Source organism: Desulfosporosinus orientis DSM 765, from assembly GCF_000235605.1.
GTDB lineage: Bacteria > Bacillota > Desulfitobacteriia > Desulfitobacteriales > Desulfitobacteriaceae > Desulfosporosinus > Desulfosporosinus orientis.
Window position 1 is genome coordinate 5650292 of sequence record NC_016584.1, and the last position, 14653, is coordinate 5664944.

Below are 14653 nucleotides of genomic sequence, written 5' to 3' on the forward strand. Positions count from 1 at the left end.
ACACCGCCCTTATTTTATTCTGGATTTGGGATCGATGGCATCCCGCAGCCCGTCACCGAGTAAGTTAAAGGCCAACACCGTAATCGTAATGGCGACACCCGGGAAGATCAAAGTATAAGGCGCGGTAAAAATAAAGCCTCTTGCCCTGCCCAGCATATCGCCCCACTCAGCAAAGGGAGGCTGTACACCCAACCCCAAAAAACCAAGGGCCGCTGTATCCAGCACTGCGCTGGAAATACCAAGTGTAGCCCTGACGACGATGACAGAAATGACATTTGGCAAAATATGCTTATAAATAATGCGGCTTGATCGATTACCAATGACTTTGGCAGCCTGAACAAAATCATTTTCTTTAACAGAAAGAATACTGCCTCGCACAATACGAGCATATTCAGGAATGGATACCAAACCAATGGCAATGATTGCCTTATCCAACCCCTTGCCCAGAGCCGCCATAAAAGCAATAGCCAGCAAAATAGAAGGTATCGCCAGCATCATATCCATAATTCTCATAATAACGGTATCCGTCTTGCCGCCTCGATAACCGGCAATAGCACCTAAAATAACTCCAATGGTCAGAGAAATAGCTACCGCAGCAACACCTACAAAAAGAGAGATTTTGGTGCCGTCAAGAATTCTGCTAAACATGTCTCGGCCTAATTGATCAGTCCCAAACCAGTGCTCAGCATTAGGCCAAATAAAGGATTTACTCAAATCCGAGTAATTTGGGTCATAGGGCAGAATTTGTTTCCCCATCAGCTCGCTGATCCAAACAGTCAGGGCTATTAAAATTAAGAACCCAATAATGAGCAATCCCACAACAGCCGCTTTGTTTTGTCGAAGTGTTTCCCACATTATTTTAAGCTGCGATTCCGGTTTTTCCACGTATTCTGCAGCCTGCAGCATATTTTCATTCGAATTTGAACTATCGTTTACCTTCATACAAGCTACACCTCTTTCTTTGAAAATTTAATACGTGGATCAAGGAATGCATAAATCACATCAACTAGCAAGTTCATTAAGACGAAAATAGTTGCTACCAGTAAAACAACACCCTGTACCACAGGAAAATCCGATTTCAGAATACAGGCTACAGTGTAGGCTCCGATACCCGGCCAGGAGAATACCGTTTCCGTGAGTACGGCTCCGCCCAGAAGGCTGCCCAACTGCAGGCCGATGACTGTTACGATAGGAATCAATCCGTTACGCAATGCATGCCTAACGATAACCCGACCCTCACCAATTCCTTTAGCTCTGGCAGTACGGATAAAATCCTGCTGTAAGGTATCCAGCATACTGGAACGAGTCATCCGAGTGATAATTGCCATAGAATACATAGCCAGCGCACTGGCAGGCAAAATAATATGCTGTAAAGCGTCTTTAAAAGCGCTCATATTCCCCGTTACTAAACTGTCAATTAAATAGAATCCCGTAACATGGATGGGTTCCAAAAGAGGGTTGATCCTTCCGTTGGAAGGAAGCCAGTGCAGCATGCCTGAAAAAAGAATGATCAGCAATATACCGAGCCAAAAGATAGGCATGGAAACTCCAATAAGGGCCAGCAGCATACCTGCGTTATCAAAAATCGAATTCTTCTTAACAGCGGAAATTACGCCGATTACGATACCGAATATAGAGGCTAAGACAATGGCAACAATAGCCAACTCAATAGTGGCAGGAAAACGTGTCATAATCTCTTTGGTTACCGATGTTTTGGTATAGTAGGAAGTACCCAAGTCGCCGGTCAAGGCACCTTGCAGGTAATGAAAATATTGCAGGTAGATTGGATCATTCAAGCCGTTGGCCTGCCGCCAAGCCTCAACTGCCTGCTGTGTTGCGTGCTGTCCCAAAACAATCGGAGCAGGATCCGGTGAAAAGACGCGCATGATGAGAAAGACAATAATGGATACCCCTATCAGCACGGGAATTAACATCAAGATTCGTTTTATGATATATTTGAGCATCAGCAACAACCTTTCGACAAAAACAAAACCGGGAACCGGTTATTAACCGGTTCTCGGCAGTCTTAAATTATTGGAAGTATACAAAGATCTTATTTCTTCACTACCCCAGCAAAAGGAGTAATACCCGTCATATGGAAATAAAAGTTTTCTACATTTGGCTGATAAGCACAAAGGGTTTGAGCGTGAGAGATCGGAAGCCATGCTGCATCGTCGGCGGCAATTTTTTCCAATTGAGTGTAAATTGCATTGCGGTCGTCGCCTGCAGGTGTTGTCAGACCTTTAGCAATTAAGCTGTTGAATTCATCATTTTTGTAGAGGGCGATGTTCATGGTTGGATCATCAACGGATAAAAGGTATAAGAAGTTATCCGGGTCTCCATTATCCCCAATCCAGCCATAGAATGCCAAGTCATAATCCCCGGCTTTTAACTTTTGCTTATAGGTCGTCCAGTCGAAGGAATCAATGGTAACTTGAACTCCAACTTTGGAAAGATACCCTTGAATTGCTTCAGCCAAGGATTGTCCGGTAGCAGCATTATAGGGTCTGGGGTTGGTATAGGTGATCATGTGCAAGGAAGTGATTCCGGCATCTTTTAAAGTTTTTGCTGCAGCGGTGGGATCGTAGGCTACTTGGGAAATACTCTTGTCGTAACCTTCCATGAAGCTAGGCAGGATAGAGGTAGCAGGCTCGGAATAACCTTGATAGAGGCTTTCTACCAGTTCCGGAACATTGATAGCCTGAGAAACGGCTACACGAACTTTTTGATCATTGAATGGTTTTCTGGAAGTATTATAAGCCATGTAGTTAATATTCATACCCGGAGCTTGGAAGATCTTGTTGCCGGCATCGGTGATTTGTTTGACAACGGTAGAGTCAATACCGTCGATAATATCGGCTTCACCATTGTTCAGGGCAACTACACGAGCTGAGTTGTCTTTGATAAACTTAAAGATAACATTTTTGATGTTGGCTTTGGTGCCCCAGTAGTCATCATTGCGAACTAAAACAATGTTTTGATCCTTTTCCCATTTTACAAATTTGTATGGACCGGTACCCACAGGGGCTTGGTTAACATTGTTGTTGTTATCTTTTAAAGCCTTAGGACTAATCATGGGTGCTGCCATAATCATGGCTAAGTTGTTAAGGAACGGAGTGCTGGGAGCTTTTAAATTAATTTTAACAGTGTTTGTGTCAACAACCTCAACATCTTTTACAGACCCGTAAACGAATGGAGCATAGGCCATATCTTCCGTCACTTGCGGAGGCAGCTGACGATCGATGTTAAACTTCACGGCCTCAGCATTAAAGTCAGTGCCGTCCTGGAATTTAACACCCTCTTGAAGATGGAAAGTATAGGTGAGTCCGTCAGGGCTTACATCCCAGCTTTTAGCCAAAGAAGGCTCAACTTTCGTTGAATCTTTGTTGTACTTCAACAGTCCTTCATAAATATTGCTCATGACTTTGGCAGACTCACCGTCATCAACCAGTGCCGGATCTAATCCTCTAGGTTCTGAACCTTGGGCATAAATCAGAGTGTCACTGGCTTTTGGTGCGGTGTTTTCTGTGTTGGCTTCGCTGCCGCAGCCTGCTAAGGAAACAACGACAAGAGCTGCAGACAGTGCAAGAGCCATGATTTTTTTCACTTTTCTCATTTTCTTCCTCCTGTTTTGCTATTATTATAGGTTAGTCACATAGGATGTTTCCCTAATTATAACAGGGAGGATTGTCCAACTAAAGAAATAAAAAAGAGAAAAAGTTTAGATCCAGCAATAACGATTTTTGGGCCTGCCAATTTTTTGATAACTAGGGATGGACTGTACTTTACCATTTTGGACCAGATAGGTGAGATATCGATAAACCGTGGGCACTGCCAGGGATAATTCTTTGGCTATTTCCTCGACTGTAGCAGGCTTGTGGCAATCTGAAAGAAATCCTTCTATATAGGAAAGGGTTGCTTTACTGATCCCTTTCGTTACAAACACTTCTTCCTGCAATTTGGGTGCAGCTTGAACAACCTTCGTCATATCTAATAAACGCATATGCAATTGAACACGAGCTATTAAGTCCGGTGCCTTAACAGGTTTAAGGGCAAAATCAGTGGCGCCTGCGTCGAGAAAACGATCGGCAATCTTCTGCCTTTCATCGACAGTGAGTACCAGGATAGGGATGTGCGGATCTTGCTTTCTGATGAAACGAACGGTTTCTAAGCCATCCATCTCCGGCATGTGATAATCCACCAGAATAATATCCGCTCCATGACTAAGGAAACCTTGAACTCCCTCCCGGCCATTGGGATAGGCAATAGGCTCCCATCCGGCAAATGTAAATATTTCACTTAAGGTATAACGCAGAGCTTGATCATCATCCATAATAATTATTCTCATTGGCCATCTCCCAGAGGCAGGGTTATCCAGACCTTCGTACCCTGACCTATTTCGCTTTTTATATTCACAAAACCATTATGCCCTTCGGCAACCTGACGTACAAAAGCTAAGCCAAATCCAGGATGGTTTTTTGTACTGTATCCTGTCTTCCATATGCGTTTGATATCGCTTTCCGTAATGCCGTTGCCGTTGTCCTCCACTTCTAATTCCACCGTGCTTTCCAAGGTTTTGGCACGCAAAACGATCTTTCCGTTTTCTAAGTCCTGAGTCGCATCAAGGGCGTTGTCAATCAAATTGATGATCGCTCGAGTCAGCCTGATTTTATTGATATAAAGGATTGCGTGGGGTTCTCCGTCTAGTTCAATATCCACAGATAAGTTTGTGCCGCTCAGACGGCTAGCCCGAATATAATCAATGAGTTCTTTAAGTTCACACCAGCTCTTGCGGTCTTCGTACAAGATTTCTGAAACCATTTTGCTCATAGAATTGATGGACCTATAAATAGTTTGACAGTATTCCTGCAGCTTAGGATCCGGCCAGCGTGTCTCCATTAAGGAAACCAGGCCTTCTATAGTAGCGAGAGGAGTTTTAAGATCATGGACAAGATGGAGAACCTCGCGGCCTGAACGAGATTCACTGGCCTCCAGCTGGGCACGCAGCAAGTCTTGCGAGATAGTCCACCGTTCCACATATAATATTAAATAAATCCATAAGGTAATGGCACTGGCTACGAAGATCAGGAACAGTACATTGGCATATAGAGTCAGCACTTGACCAAAGCCAATTTGAATGGCTGCCTCCTTTATTTTTATTGACAAAGAGCCTTGTCCAAAACCATAAGGGCTGAGAAAGGGAACTTGGTTCAGCCAAGCGACTCCAAAAATCAATTGGGAGAAAACCAAAAGTTTCATCCCCATATTTAATTTTTGTTTGCTGATGGTCTGCATCAGTACAATTGAAAGCCAAAGGAAAATATCAGTAGCACCAAAACTATAGTTTAAGGGAGTAACCTGATTAACGATAACATATGCAAGGGGTACAACCGTCAGGGGAATAAGTGTTTTAAAAACCGGGCGATCAAAAACTTCCGCTATCCCATCCCCCAACATGACCACGCTGAGAAACTGAGGTATGGAAACCATCGTATTAATGGACACGACGAGAAAGGCATCAACCATTAAGGCACTTCCGTCCGTCTTGTGGGTCATGGTCTGGAGTAATTTATCCAATCCTATTAATTGAGGTTTTAACCAATACGGTATTAAAATACCCAATAAAAACAACGCCATACCTATCCATATTTTTCCCGATTTTGTAAACCTAACCAATACCGTACCACCTTCCCCTCAAGTTATTATAACATGAAATCGGAATGCAGATTTAGTATTCTGACACCTCTCACTTGTTATACCCTACAATTGTCCCCAAAACCATTGGTTGTACATATCTTAACTATATAGATATTCCTTCTATATATAATCTTATCGAAATTATCTTGTAAGCCCGGAGACAAACAAAGATGTGATTATTAATTAGTGAAATTATAATAAATGGATTTGGGTGTTTGCTACCCATATTCTTCCTTTGCTGCATTTCTGAAAAAACCAACTTATTTGCATATATCCCTCCAAATTTGTAACACTATCCATTAGATAAATGGGCAAATGCCAGACCTCATCAAACCTGAAAGCTGGTGTTTTTATGCTTTCTACATTATTTTATCCCACTTATATTTTACTGGCTTTTATTACTGTCCTTCTCTTCATACCTCAAAAAGACATTAAAAACTATTTTATCTATGGCATATTGTTCGGAGGGCTGGGTGATATTATAGTCGTTGCTTTATTCCAGAATGTCTTCCACTTTATCTCGTTTAAAAATGCCGGTATCTTCAGTGTGTTAGGTCAAAACCTCCTTTCTCCCCCAAGTTGGATTCTAACTGTCATGATCTATCTGCGTTTTTTACCGCACCGCAAAGTATTTCAATATCCCTATGTCCTTGCATTCGGCGCTTTTAGTGTTGGCTACGGTTATTTAGTTCATAATGTTGGTTTATTCGATTTTCGCCCCTGGTTTTACCCATTTTTTGGTTACTTAACTTTTGCCATGTGGTGGGCAACTATTACTTGGGTATTTGTCAAAACAAGTTCTCTAGTGCAGAGAAACCTGGTCTAACCCCCACAATTATTACATACCGTTTTGCCGAGGAGAACTCTGCGCCGTAGGCATGTCCCACACGCGACAATTTCCCCGTTTTCATTGCCCGTTCAATAGCCAATCTTTTGTCCGGCTTCTTTAAGCATGGTTACATACATAAGCAATTCTTCCCGTGAAGCAACATTAAGCTTCATATATATACGCTTATTGTGAGTTTTAATTGTATTAATGCTTAAATTAAGTATTTGAGTAATCTCCTTCGCTGTATGCCCCTCTACATAGAGGTTAAAAACTGCTCGTTCCGCAGGAGAAAGTAATTCTGTATTTTTAACAAACTCCTCACATGCAAATAATGGGAGTTTTGTTTCTAGATTTTCGCTCTTTTCAATGACTGGCTTCACTACTTTTTTCTGTGAAGAAAGAAACTCCATTAAATCGTCGATCTCCGCAATTTTTGTTTTGGAAACCTGACTAAAATCGTTCGATTTAATCATCTCAATACTTTGTCCAAACGGTCTAACATATCGTCTGCTTAAATAATAGGAAATAATAATTCCAATGCCAAACAAAAGAACAAATTGGATTGTCAACCGAAAATTGCCCTTATTAACGGCAGAGGAAATGTCTTCATCAGGCACCATCACAGCTACCACCCATTTTTCGTTCGCAAAGACTGAGTCTTCCGGATAAAGGTTGACTTGTTTATTCAAACCGCTATACAAAGTTCCGTCCATTAGATGATAAGTACTAAAAGGATAATTATTTTTAACGATCATATATTGATTTTTCTTCGCAATGTTACGTAACGAATACCCACCTGCACAAAATGCCTGAGAAATCATCAAAGTATTCTCCGAGTATGGAGCCAATACACAGAAGATACGCTGGTAGGTATCGCTGTCGGGCATGTGAGATAACTTGAAGAGCATCGAGCTCACTTCTAGTCCACAAACCCCAAATATCCTCCCTTTTGAATCGATAAGCGGAACTGAACAAAGCATAATATCTTCATTAGTTCCCGGTATTGACGTCGATGGATTCCAATAATAAAGCCTTGACAACTCTATATTTTGATATGTTGCCGCCTCTATAGGACGACTAAAATAAGGGGCATTCGCTACATCAAATTCCATTTTCCATTGTGAATGAAGGTCAATAGAATTTTGCCGGCCAATACTAAAAAATCCCCTCAACAAAGATAGATATGAAGAGGATGTAAGACTATTGGGTTCTAGGTTTTTTATGTATAAACCTGCTCTAGAATTTGGGGCATTTGCTATAGATGGATTAATTGTTGCATCTAAGATCATAAAAACTCCACTGCATTTTGATCTTTGTAAAGCAAACAAGCTTCGTTCATATTCTCCGCCAACAATTTCCTCTATAAGGTCAGGGTGTTTTTTTAAGTCAATTGTTGTTAAACCCCTCATCTCCAATTTCTTTTCAATACTGTGGGACAGCTCCTTAGCATATTCGATAGCATATGCGGAATACTGACTATACTGTTTGGTGATATCGTTGGATGTATGAATAAGACCTTTTTCAATTTCTTGTTGGGTTTCTCTAACTTCGGTATTGAAGTTTCCAGTGACCGCAAATACAATAAACATCCAAAAAACCATAAAAAGAACAAGCAAAACCAAAAATAAAAATAGCTTAAGCCTCATCGACATACTCATACTACGTTGTCTTTCGTTTTCCAACTCTCACCACCTCACTATTTCCTTATGTCTACTTAATAAAAGTCTCAAATACCCCATTTGACGCTTCTTTAAAAGCGGCATCATCGCTCATTTTATCTATCAACACCTGATAAGTCCTTCTGGATTGGGCTGCAGATTGTTTTAGTTTTGTTTCATAATCTTTCTGCAATACATCAATTCCCTCATAGATGGCAGGAATATAAAAGTCATAGTTGGCCTGCATTTCTATAGCAGTAATCAATAATTTTTGAATGTTCTTGTTCTCAATTGAATCGATTTCTTTAAGCATTACCTCGCCAAATGCCTCCTTTGTAACAGGGAGATAACCCGTAGAAGCTACAAACCGAAGATTGTTTTTCGGGCTGGTAAACCATTTAAGGAAAATGCCTGCTGCATGTTCTTTAGCCTCAGTAGATTTCGTAACAATCATTCCACTACCACGCTGTAGAGCAATCTTCTTTCCGCCTTCAAAAATCGGATAGGGTAATATCATAAGCTCAACCGGTTCTTTCGTATTATCCGCATGGGTGAGAAAGGGATCAAAAAATAATACCCCTGCAGTTGAGCCAGTAGAACAGACAATATCTCCTGTCTTTGCAAGATCAGAAGCATAGCCGTCATAGATGGCAAAGTTTCCTCTTACTGCCGATCCAAAGAAATAACTCCATACACGCTGAAATACCTCGGATTGTTCAGATCCACCATTAAACATGAAATCCGTCCCTAGCTGCTTACAGCCCACTTGGGTGAAGTTGAAGAGAGAGTCTATATGATAAAACGTTTTACCATCATTCAAGGTTGCTGGCGTCTGCGCGTCTGTCCAATCATAATAAAGTTTTGCAACACGAGCGAGACCTTCAAAAGTTCGAAGATCTTCATATCTAGCACCTGTACTCTTACTAAAACGATCGAAGATGGTTTTGTTTAAGAAAAGAACCTCTGTAGATTTTGCTGTAGGAAAAAGATACTGACGCCCTTCTATTCTACCCTCCTCAAGAAAACGAGGCACGTATGTCGATAACTCCTCTTTGGAGAATTGTTCACCTAAATCTACAATTAAACCTTTTTCCGCAAGTATAATTGCGGTTTTGGGATTTGCTGTTGTTATATCTGGCAGCATAGGCATTCCCGGATCTCGATTTGCTGCCATAATCAGCTTTTCATGCAGAGCAGATGAACTGGATATTGAAGTTACGGATAAAATAATTCCGTTTTCAGCTCCGACTGTTTGATTAAATTCATCAACCATTTTATCCATAGTAGCTTTCATCTGACCACCGTAATTATGCCAAAGCGAAAGTGTTACCGACATTTTGGGAGTGAGTTCATGGTTTCTTTGACAGCCAGCTAACAACATCATAGCTAAAAGGAAAAAAATCACAAGCTGAGTTTTCATTCTATTCCCCCCAACTAAGGTCTAGCCTCAATCACCCCTAAAATCACCCCTGTCAGTCACCCTTAAGGTGATTACATGAGTAAAATTAGCAGTCATAATAGAGATACATGAATATATTTGATCATAATCTTAGCAATATTCAATCATTAAAACAATGATTTCTGCAGCTTGTTAAGCAAGGAGACGGTCACCATGTAACAAACAATAAATATTTATTATCAGTTCAGCGAATAAAAGCTACAGAATAAATTTAAGGAGGAGTTATAGTGATAGTGACAGAAGACGATGTTTGCAAAGAAAAAACGTTTGACCCAACAGACATTGAACAGAACAAAACCATGGCAGCGCTTGCGTATATCCTTTTCTTCCTGCCCCTTATTGCATGCAAGGATTCCGAATATGGAAGATTTCATGCAAACCAAGGTTTATTGCTCTTAATTATAAGTGTTGTGGGCAGCATTGTAATATCCATAGTGTCTAGTACTTTAATTGCCTTTACATGGCATCTCTTCTGGTTTACTTCGCTCTTACACGGTGCTTTTGGCCTACTCATTATATTTTTGGTCATCACGGGGTTTATCAATGGGCTTAACGGTAAGGCGAAACAATTACCCATTATTGGTCAAATTCAGATCATCAAGTAAAGAAAGAGGTATTATGTATGAGAAAACTAAATTCCTATCTTTTAATTGTTCTACTATTAGTTTTATTCACCATAGGCTGCAGGAAATCCTCCCAGCCGGCACAATCATCACCCTCGCCTAGTTCACAAAACAACCAAAGTGAGACATCTTTAGAAACCTCCCCCGCAGACTCTGAAAATTTAGGAGCAAAGCTTTCCACTGTCTATGCCGATATGATGAGGAACAATAAATATATAATGAAGTACAAAATGACCTCAAAATTTGAAGGGCAGTCTATGGAGATCGAGGCAACCGTAGCTGTGGCTGGAGACAACTCAGCAATAACCAGTATAGCTAATGGGATGAAAACCACGATTATTTCCAAAGATGATAAAACCTATATGATTGATCATTCCCAAAAAACAATCCTTGAAATGCCACAGGGCCATGCTGAGGAAGATGCCCAGAATAATGAAATTGAAACTGACGGACTTACCTATATGAATAGTGGAGTCGAAGATGGCCTAACCTTTGAGAAGTATTCCACAACTGATGGTTTCCTCAAATACTATTTCGACGGTAAAAAGTTAGTTAAAATTGCCTTCGAATCTCAAGGACAGACAATGGTTATGAATATCATCGAAATAAGTAACACTGTACCTGACATCATGTTTGAGCTACCTGCTAATTACGAAAAAACCTCGCTAGTCAGTTAATATGTATGAGGATGATCGAATTTCGAAGGTGAATATTGCATAAGATACGCTAATCCCCACAGGTCAATTTCCTGTGGGGATTTCTTCTTCAAGTGCTTCTAGATAGGTTCCATTTTAAAGTTTTTTCATTTCTAACTAAACAGGCGTAAGTATTACCTAATTTTCTTTTAAATAAGAAACTCCTAATTTAGCCGGTACATTAAATGATTTTCTGGAAACGGTTAAAACGATTGTCATAATATAGGGCATGGCAATAAAAACTTCATTGGGGAATAAAGCATTGCTGCCAATGGACTGCATATAAACAGCAATTGCTTCTGCAAATCCAAAAGCTAAGGTACCAATAACCGCTCCCTTGGGATTCCAATTTCCTAAAAAGCAAATGGCAAAAGCAATCCAACCACGACCGCCGATAATGTTCGTGGTAAACATACCCAAAAAACCAATGGAATAAAAGGCACCTGCAACTCCACCCATAAGACCTGCGAAAAGTACTGTAAGAAAGCGAACGGTGAGAACATTGATTCCAGCAACATCCACCGCTTCCGGATTCTCACCGGCAGACCGTATGGTTAAGCCAAGAGAGGTTTTATACAGCATGTAATAGGATAGGGGGGCCAGAAAATAAATTGCGTAGGTTAAGATATTTTGATTAAAGAATATGGGCCCAATTAAGGGAATGTCTGAAAGCAGAGGAATTGGTATAGTTGTTAAAGGATTAACGGTTAAGGGAGTTATTGGAACTCCAAAAATAACACGGTACAAAAATGAACAAAGACCCACGACCAAAATATTAACAGCCACCCCTGTGACTACTTGGTGCTGCTTTAAGTAGATTGTAATCCATCCATACAAGCCTGCCACCAAAAAGCCGGCAACCATGGCGGATAAAAATCCCAATGTCAAACTGCCGCTTAAGTACCCGCCAACAAAGCCGGCCCAAGCCCCCATTAAAAAGATACCTTCAATGGCCGTTACCATCATACCTGTTCTTTCTGCTATTACTTCTGCTATAGCCCCAAAGAGCAATGGCGTCCCCATCATGATTGTTCTGCTTAACAAGTTGATCATCATACCACCGCCTTTTGTAGCTTTCGTTTTTCCCGGCTATTTTCTAAACGGGCTCTGATAAAATAGGCAATAATGACAAATACCATCACAAAGCCTTGCATCAATTCAATAATACTGGATGGTATCCCTGACATCTGGCCCATGATGGTACCGCCAACCTTCAGTGCGCCAAATAAAATAGAAGCAAAAATAATACCTATGGGGTTGCCATTGGCTAAAATTGCAATACCAATGCCGGCTGCCCCAATGTCCGTATTAAATCCCTGAACCAGCATATGTTGTACACCGTTTACTTCCGTAAATCCGGCAAGTCCGGCTAAGGCTCCACTGATAAAAAACGCCAGGATATAGAGTCTCTTGCCATTAATTCCGGACATCTCCGCAGCCCCGGCATTATAACCTACGGCCCGGATGCGATACCCTAAGGGAGTCTTATAGAGCAAAACCCAAACACCAAGGCAAGCCAGCACTGCCAAAACAAAACCCAAATGCAATCTCGTACCGGGGATGATTCGCGGCAGCCAGACAAAAGCGGCCAAAGCATCTGTTTGAGGGTATTCCCCTTTCCCTTCCATTAAAAATGTCCGCAGCAGATAATTCATAATTGCCAAAGCCACATAGGTTGACATCATGCTAACTAAGAATTCATTGGAATTGTACCTGGCTTTTACAAAGCCGACAAATGCCCCCCAGATTCCACTGCCGGCAATGGTCAGCAGGAAAGTAACAATGAGTACTAACCAGCCCGGCAAGAGGTTCTGAAAAAACAAAGAGCTGGCAGCTGCAATAACCGCTCCAATATAAAACTGCCCTTGGGCTCCAATATTAAATAGATTCGCCTTGAAGGTAAAGGCAAAAGCCAAGGCCGTGAACATTAAAGGCGTTGCTTTTACAAATATGTCAGCAAAGGTATAGCCGTCACGGACTACTGAGGTGATTAATACCCCATAGGCATTCAAGGGATTTTTACCAAGAAAAAGAAGCATCAAGCCACTAAAGACTATTCCTAAAACAATCGCCAGAATGTTGGTAATCAATAAATCTCTTAGTTTAGCAGGCATTATTGCTCACCTCTCCTTCCCTGAATCCAGCCATTAAAAGACCAATTTTTTCTGTGGTAAGCTCAGTGCGTTTAAATACCCCTTGTATTTGGCCCTTATACAAAACAGCAATTCGATCGGAAAGAGCAAAAATCTCCGACAGCTCCGTTGATACTAATACAATACTTTTTCCTTTATCGCGTTCTTTAAGAATGACTTGATGAATGTGGTTCACCGCACCTAAATCCAACCCTCTTGTCGGTTGATCAAAGACGATTACCTTTTCGCCATTATCTACTTCCCTCGCCAAAATCACTTTCTGTTGGTTGCCCCCAGATAAGCCCCGGACAATGGTCTCCCCTGAAGGAGCCTTGATGGCATACTCTTCAATTTCTTGGGCTGTATATTGATTAAGCGCCTTTTGGTTAATAAATCCGTAGTTGTTCCATTTTTTAGCGTAACTGCTCTTAAGCATCATATTCTCGGCAATGGACATCTCCATAATCATTCCGTCCTTGCTTCTGTCAGCAGGAACATAGCCAATTCCCAAGTCTATCCTTGCTCTTATGCCTTTTTCCGTAATATCCTCTCCATCGAGGAAAATTCTCCCGCTGGCAGGCAGCAGGGCACCACATACTACTTCACAGAGTTCCTTTTGTCCATTCCCGCTGACACCGGCAATTCCAAGAATTTCTCCCTTGCGGACTGTCAAAGAGATATTTTCCAGGACATTGATTCCACTCTTATCCTTGACCGTAACACCTTGTGTTTCCAGCCGCACTTCCTGTTTGACTTCCTGCTGATCATCTTTGGTTACCCAATTTAAATCTTTGCCTATCATCAATTTGGATAATTCTATCTCATTCGTCTCTTCCTTTTTCAAATCACCATAAACCTTTCCTGACCTCATGACAATAATCCGGTCGGCAACACTCATTACTTCTTTTAACTTGTGGGTGATAAAAATCACCGAATTCCCTTGGGCGGTAAAGTCTCTGACAAATTCCATAAGTTTTTCTGCTTCCTGAGGGGTAAGAACTGCCGTGGGCTCATCCATAATCAAAAGATTGGCTTTTTGATAGAGGGCTTTTAGAATTTCTACTTTTTGTTGAACACCAACGGCCAAGTCACGAATATAGTCATTAGGATCCAGATCAAAGCCATAAAGCTCAGACAGCTTTTTAATTTCTTCCTGGAAGCGTTTCTGATCAATCCTTCCATGCACATTACCCAAAATAATATTTTCTGTCACAGTATGGGCGGGTACCAGGGAAAAATGCTGCTGGATCATGGAGATTCCCAGTTCCATAGCCTCCTTGGGAGAATGAATTTTCACCTCTTTCCCATCCTTGAATAGTTTCCCTTCATCCGCCTTATATAGTCCGTAAAGGATTTTCATAATCGTGCTTTTGCCTGCGCCATTTTCTCCTAATAAAGCTAACACCTCACCTCTTTGAATGGAAAAGGATACATCTTTATTAGCAACAACCTTAGCGAAATATTTACTGATCCCTCTAAGTTCAAAAAATACGGTTTCCATAATCCCACCACCTATTTAGAAAATTAGCGGTACCTTTCGGAACCGCTAATTTTAACTGT

13 protein-coding genes are annotated in these 14653 nt (G+C 41.2%); 3 read left to right on the forward strand and 10 right to left on the reverse strand.

Features of this window, described 5'->3' with window-relative positions; translation table 11 throughout:
* Positions 1-9: 9 nt before the first annotated feature.
* The 5 genes from DESOR_RS26125 to DESOR_RS26145 all read right to left on the reverse strand — a co-directional run bounded on the left by DESOR_RS26125 (position 10) and on the right by DESOR_RS26145 (position 5676).
* Positions 10-942, reverse strand: a complete 933-nt coding sequence (locus DESOR_RS26125) for an ABC transporter permease (RefSeq protein WP_014187606.1) — start codon at positions 940-942, stop codon at positions 10-12.
* A gap of 5 nt (positions 943-947) precedes the next feature.
* On the reverse strand, positions 948-1964 hold the full coding sequence (locus DESOR_RS26130) for an ABC transporter permease (RefSeq protein WP_014187607.1): 1017 nt from the start codon (positions 1962-1964) through the stop codon (positions 948-950).
* Positions 1965-2053: 89 nt separating this feature from the next.
* Entirely contained in the window at positions 2054-3616 is a 1563-nt protein-coding gene (locus tag DESOR_RS26135) for an ABC transporter substrate-binding protein (protein WP_014187608.1), read from the reverse strand.
* 105 nt (positions 3617-3721) lie between these two features.
* On the reverse strand, positions 3722-4348 hold the full coding sequence (locus DESOR_RS26140) for a response regulator (RefSeq protein WP_014187609.1): 627 nt from the start codon (positions 4346-4348) through the stop codon (positions 3722-3724).
* Complete coding sequence (locus tag DESOR_RS26145) at positions 4345-5676, reverse strand: sensor histidine kinase (RefSeq protein WP_014187610.1); 1332 nt, start codon at positions 5674-5676, stop codon at positions 4345-4347. Before DESOR_RS26145 ends, DESOR_RS26140 begins: the two co-directional genes overlap by 4 nt.
* Positions 5677-6049: 373 nt before the next feature.
* Between DESOR_RS26145 and DESOR_RS26150 the strand changes: the two genes are divergently transcribed.
* Positions 6050-6523: a hypothetical protein gene (locus tag DESOR_RS26150; protein ID WP_042331710.1), complete on the forward strand. Its 474-nt coding sequence runs from the start codon at positions 6050-6052 to the stop codon at positions 6521-6523.
* Positions 6524-6615: 92 nt separating this feature from the next.
* Here DESOR_RS26150 and DESOR_RS26155 read toward each other — a convergent pair whose 3' ends face one another.
* Both DESOR_RS26155 and DESOR_RS26160 read right to left on the reverse strand, forming a co-directional pair.
* Positions 6616-8208: a response regulator transcription factor gene (locus tag DESOR_RS26155; RefSeq protein WP_014187612.1), complete on the reverse strand. Its 1593-nt coding sequence runs from the start codon at positions 8206-8208 to the stop codon at positions 6616-6618.
* Positions 8209-8236: 28 nt separating this feature from the next.
* Positions 8237-9604, reverse strand: a complete 1368-nt coding sequence (locus DESOR_RS26160) for an extracellular solute-binding protein (RefSeq protein WP_014187613.1) — start codon at positions 9602-9604, stop codon at positions 8237-8239.
* A 266-nt stretch (positions 9605-9870) separates the two neighbouring features.
* Between DESOR_RS26160 and DESOR_RS26165 the strand changes: the two genes are divergently transcribed.
* Entirely contained in the window at positions 9871-10248 is a 378-nt protein-coding gene (locus DESOR_RS26165; RefSeq protein WP_014187614.1) for an MraY family glycosyltransferase, read from the forward strand.
* A gap of 17 nt (positions 10249-10265) precedes the next feature.
* On the forward strand, positions 10266-10943 hold the full coding sequence (locus DESOR_RS26170) for a hypothetical protein (protein ID WP_014187615.1): 678 nt from the start codon (positions 10266-10268) through the stop codon (positions 10941-10943).
* A gap of 156 nt (positions 10944-11099) precedes the next feature.
* On the opposite strand, the gene DESOR_RS26175 is transcribed toward DESOR_RS26170, so the two are convergent.
* The 3 genes from DESOR_RS26175 to DESOR_RS26185 are packed head-to-tail and all read right to left on the reverse strand — an operon-like array spanning position 11100 to position 14594.
* Positions 11100-12017, reverse strand: coding sequence for an ABC transporter permease (locus DESOR_RS26175; protein ID WP_202946172.1), 918 nt, complete (start codon positions 12015-12017; stop codon positions 11100-11102).
* Complete coding sequence (locus DESOR_RS26180; RefSeq protein ID WP_014187617.1) at positions 12014-13075, reverse strand: ABC transporter permease; 1062 nt, start codon at positions 13073-13075, stop codon at positions 12014-12016. The genes DESOR_RS26175 and DESOR_RS26180 overlap by 4 nt, the downstream gene beginning before the upstream one ends.
* The gene (locus DESOR_RS26185; RefSeq protein WP_014187618.1) at positions 13065-14594 is read right to left on the reverse strand and encodes an ABC transporter ATP-binding protein; all 1530 of its coding nucleotides are present in this window, start codon (positions 14592-14594) and stop codon (positions 13065-13067) included. The genes DESOR_RS26180 and DESOR_RS26185 overlap by 11 nt, the downstream gene beginning before the upstream one ends.
* Positions 14595-14653 lie beyond the last annotated feature (59 nt).

Bases quoted from the DNA above. Each gene is read 5' to 3' on its own strand.
- DESOR_RS26160 (WP_014187613.1), bottom strand. From the start codon at position 9,604: ATGAAAACTCAGCTTGTGATTTTTTTCCTTTTAGCTATGATGTTGTTA.
- DESOR_RS26170 (WP_014187615.1), top strand. From the start codon at position 10,266: ATGAGAAAACTAAATTCCTATCTTTTAATTGTTCTACTATTAGTTTTA.
- DESOR_RS26185 (WP_014187618.1), bottom strand. From the start codon at position 14,594: ATGGAAACCGTATTTTTTGAACTTAGAGGGATCAGTAAATATTTCGCT.
- DESOR_RS26125 (WP_014187606.1), bottom strand. From the start codon at position 942: ATGAAGGTAAACGATAGTTCAAATTCGAATGAAAATATGCTGCAGGCT.
- DESOR_RS26140 (WP_014187609.1), bottom strand. From the start codon at position 4,348: ATGAGAATAATTATTATGGATGATGATCAAGCTCTGCGTTATACCTTA.
- DESOR_RS26135 (WP_014187608.1), bottom strand. From the start codon at position 3,616: ATGAGAAAAGTGAAAAAAATCATGGCTCTTGCACTGTCTGCAGCTCTT.
- DESOR_RS26130 (WP_014187607.1), bottom strand. From the start codon at position 1,964: ATGCTCAAATATATCATAAAACGAATCTTGATGTTAATTCCCGTGCTG.
- DESOR_RS26150 (WP_042331710.1), top strand. From the start codon at position 6,050: ATGCTTTCTACATTATTTTATCCCACTTATATTTTACTGGCTTTTATT.
- DESOR_RS26175 (WP_202946172.1), bottom strand. From the start codon at position 12,017: ATGATGATCAACTTGTTAAGCAGAACAATCATGATGGGGACGCCATTG.
- DESOR_RS26180 (WP_014187617.1), bottom strand. From the start codon at position 13,075: ATGCCTGCTAAACTAAGAGATTTATTGATTACCAACATTCTGGCGATT.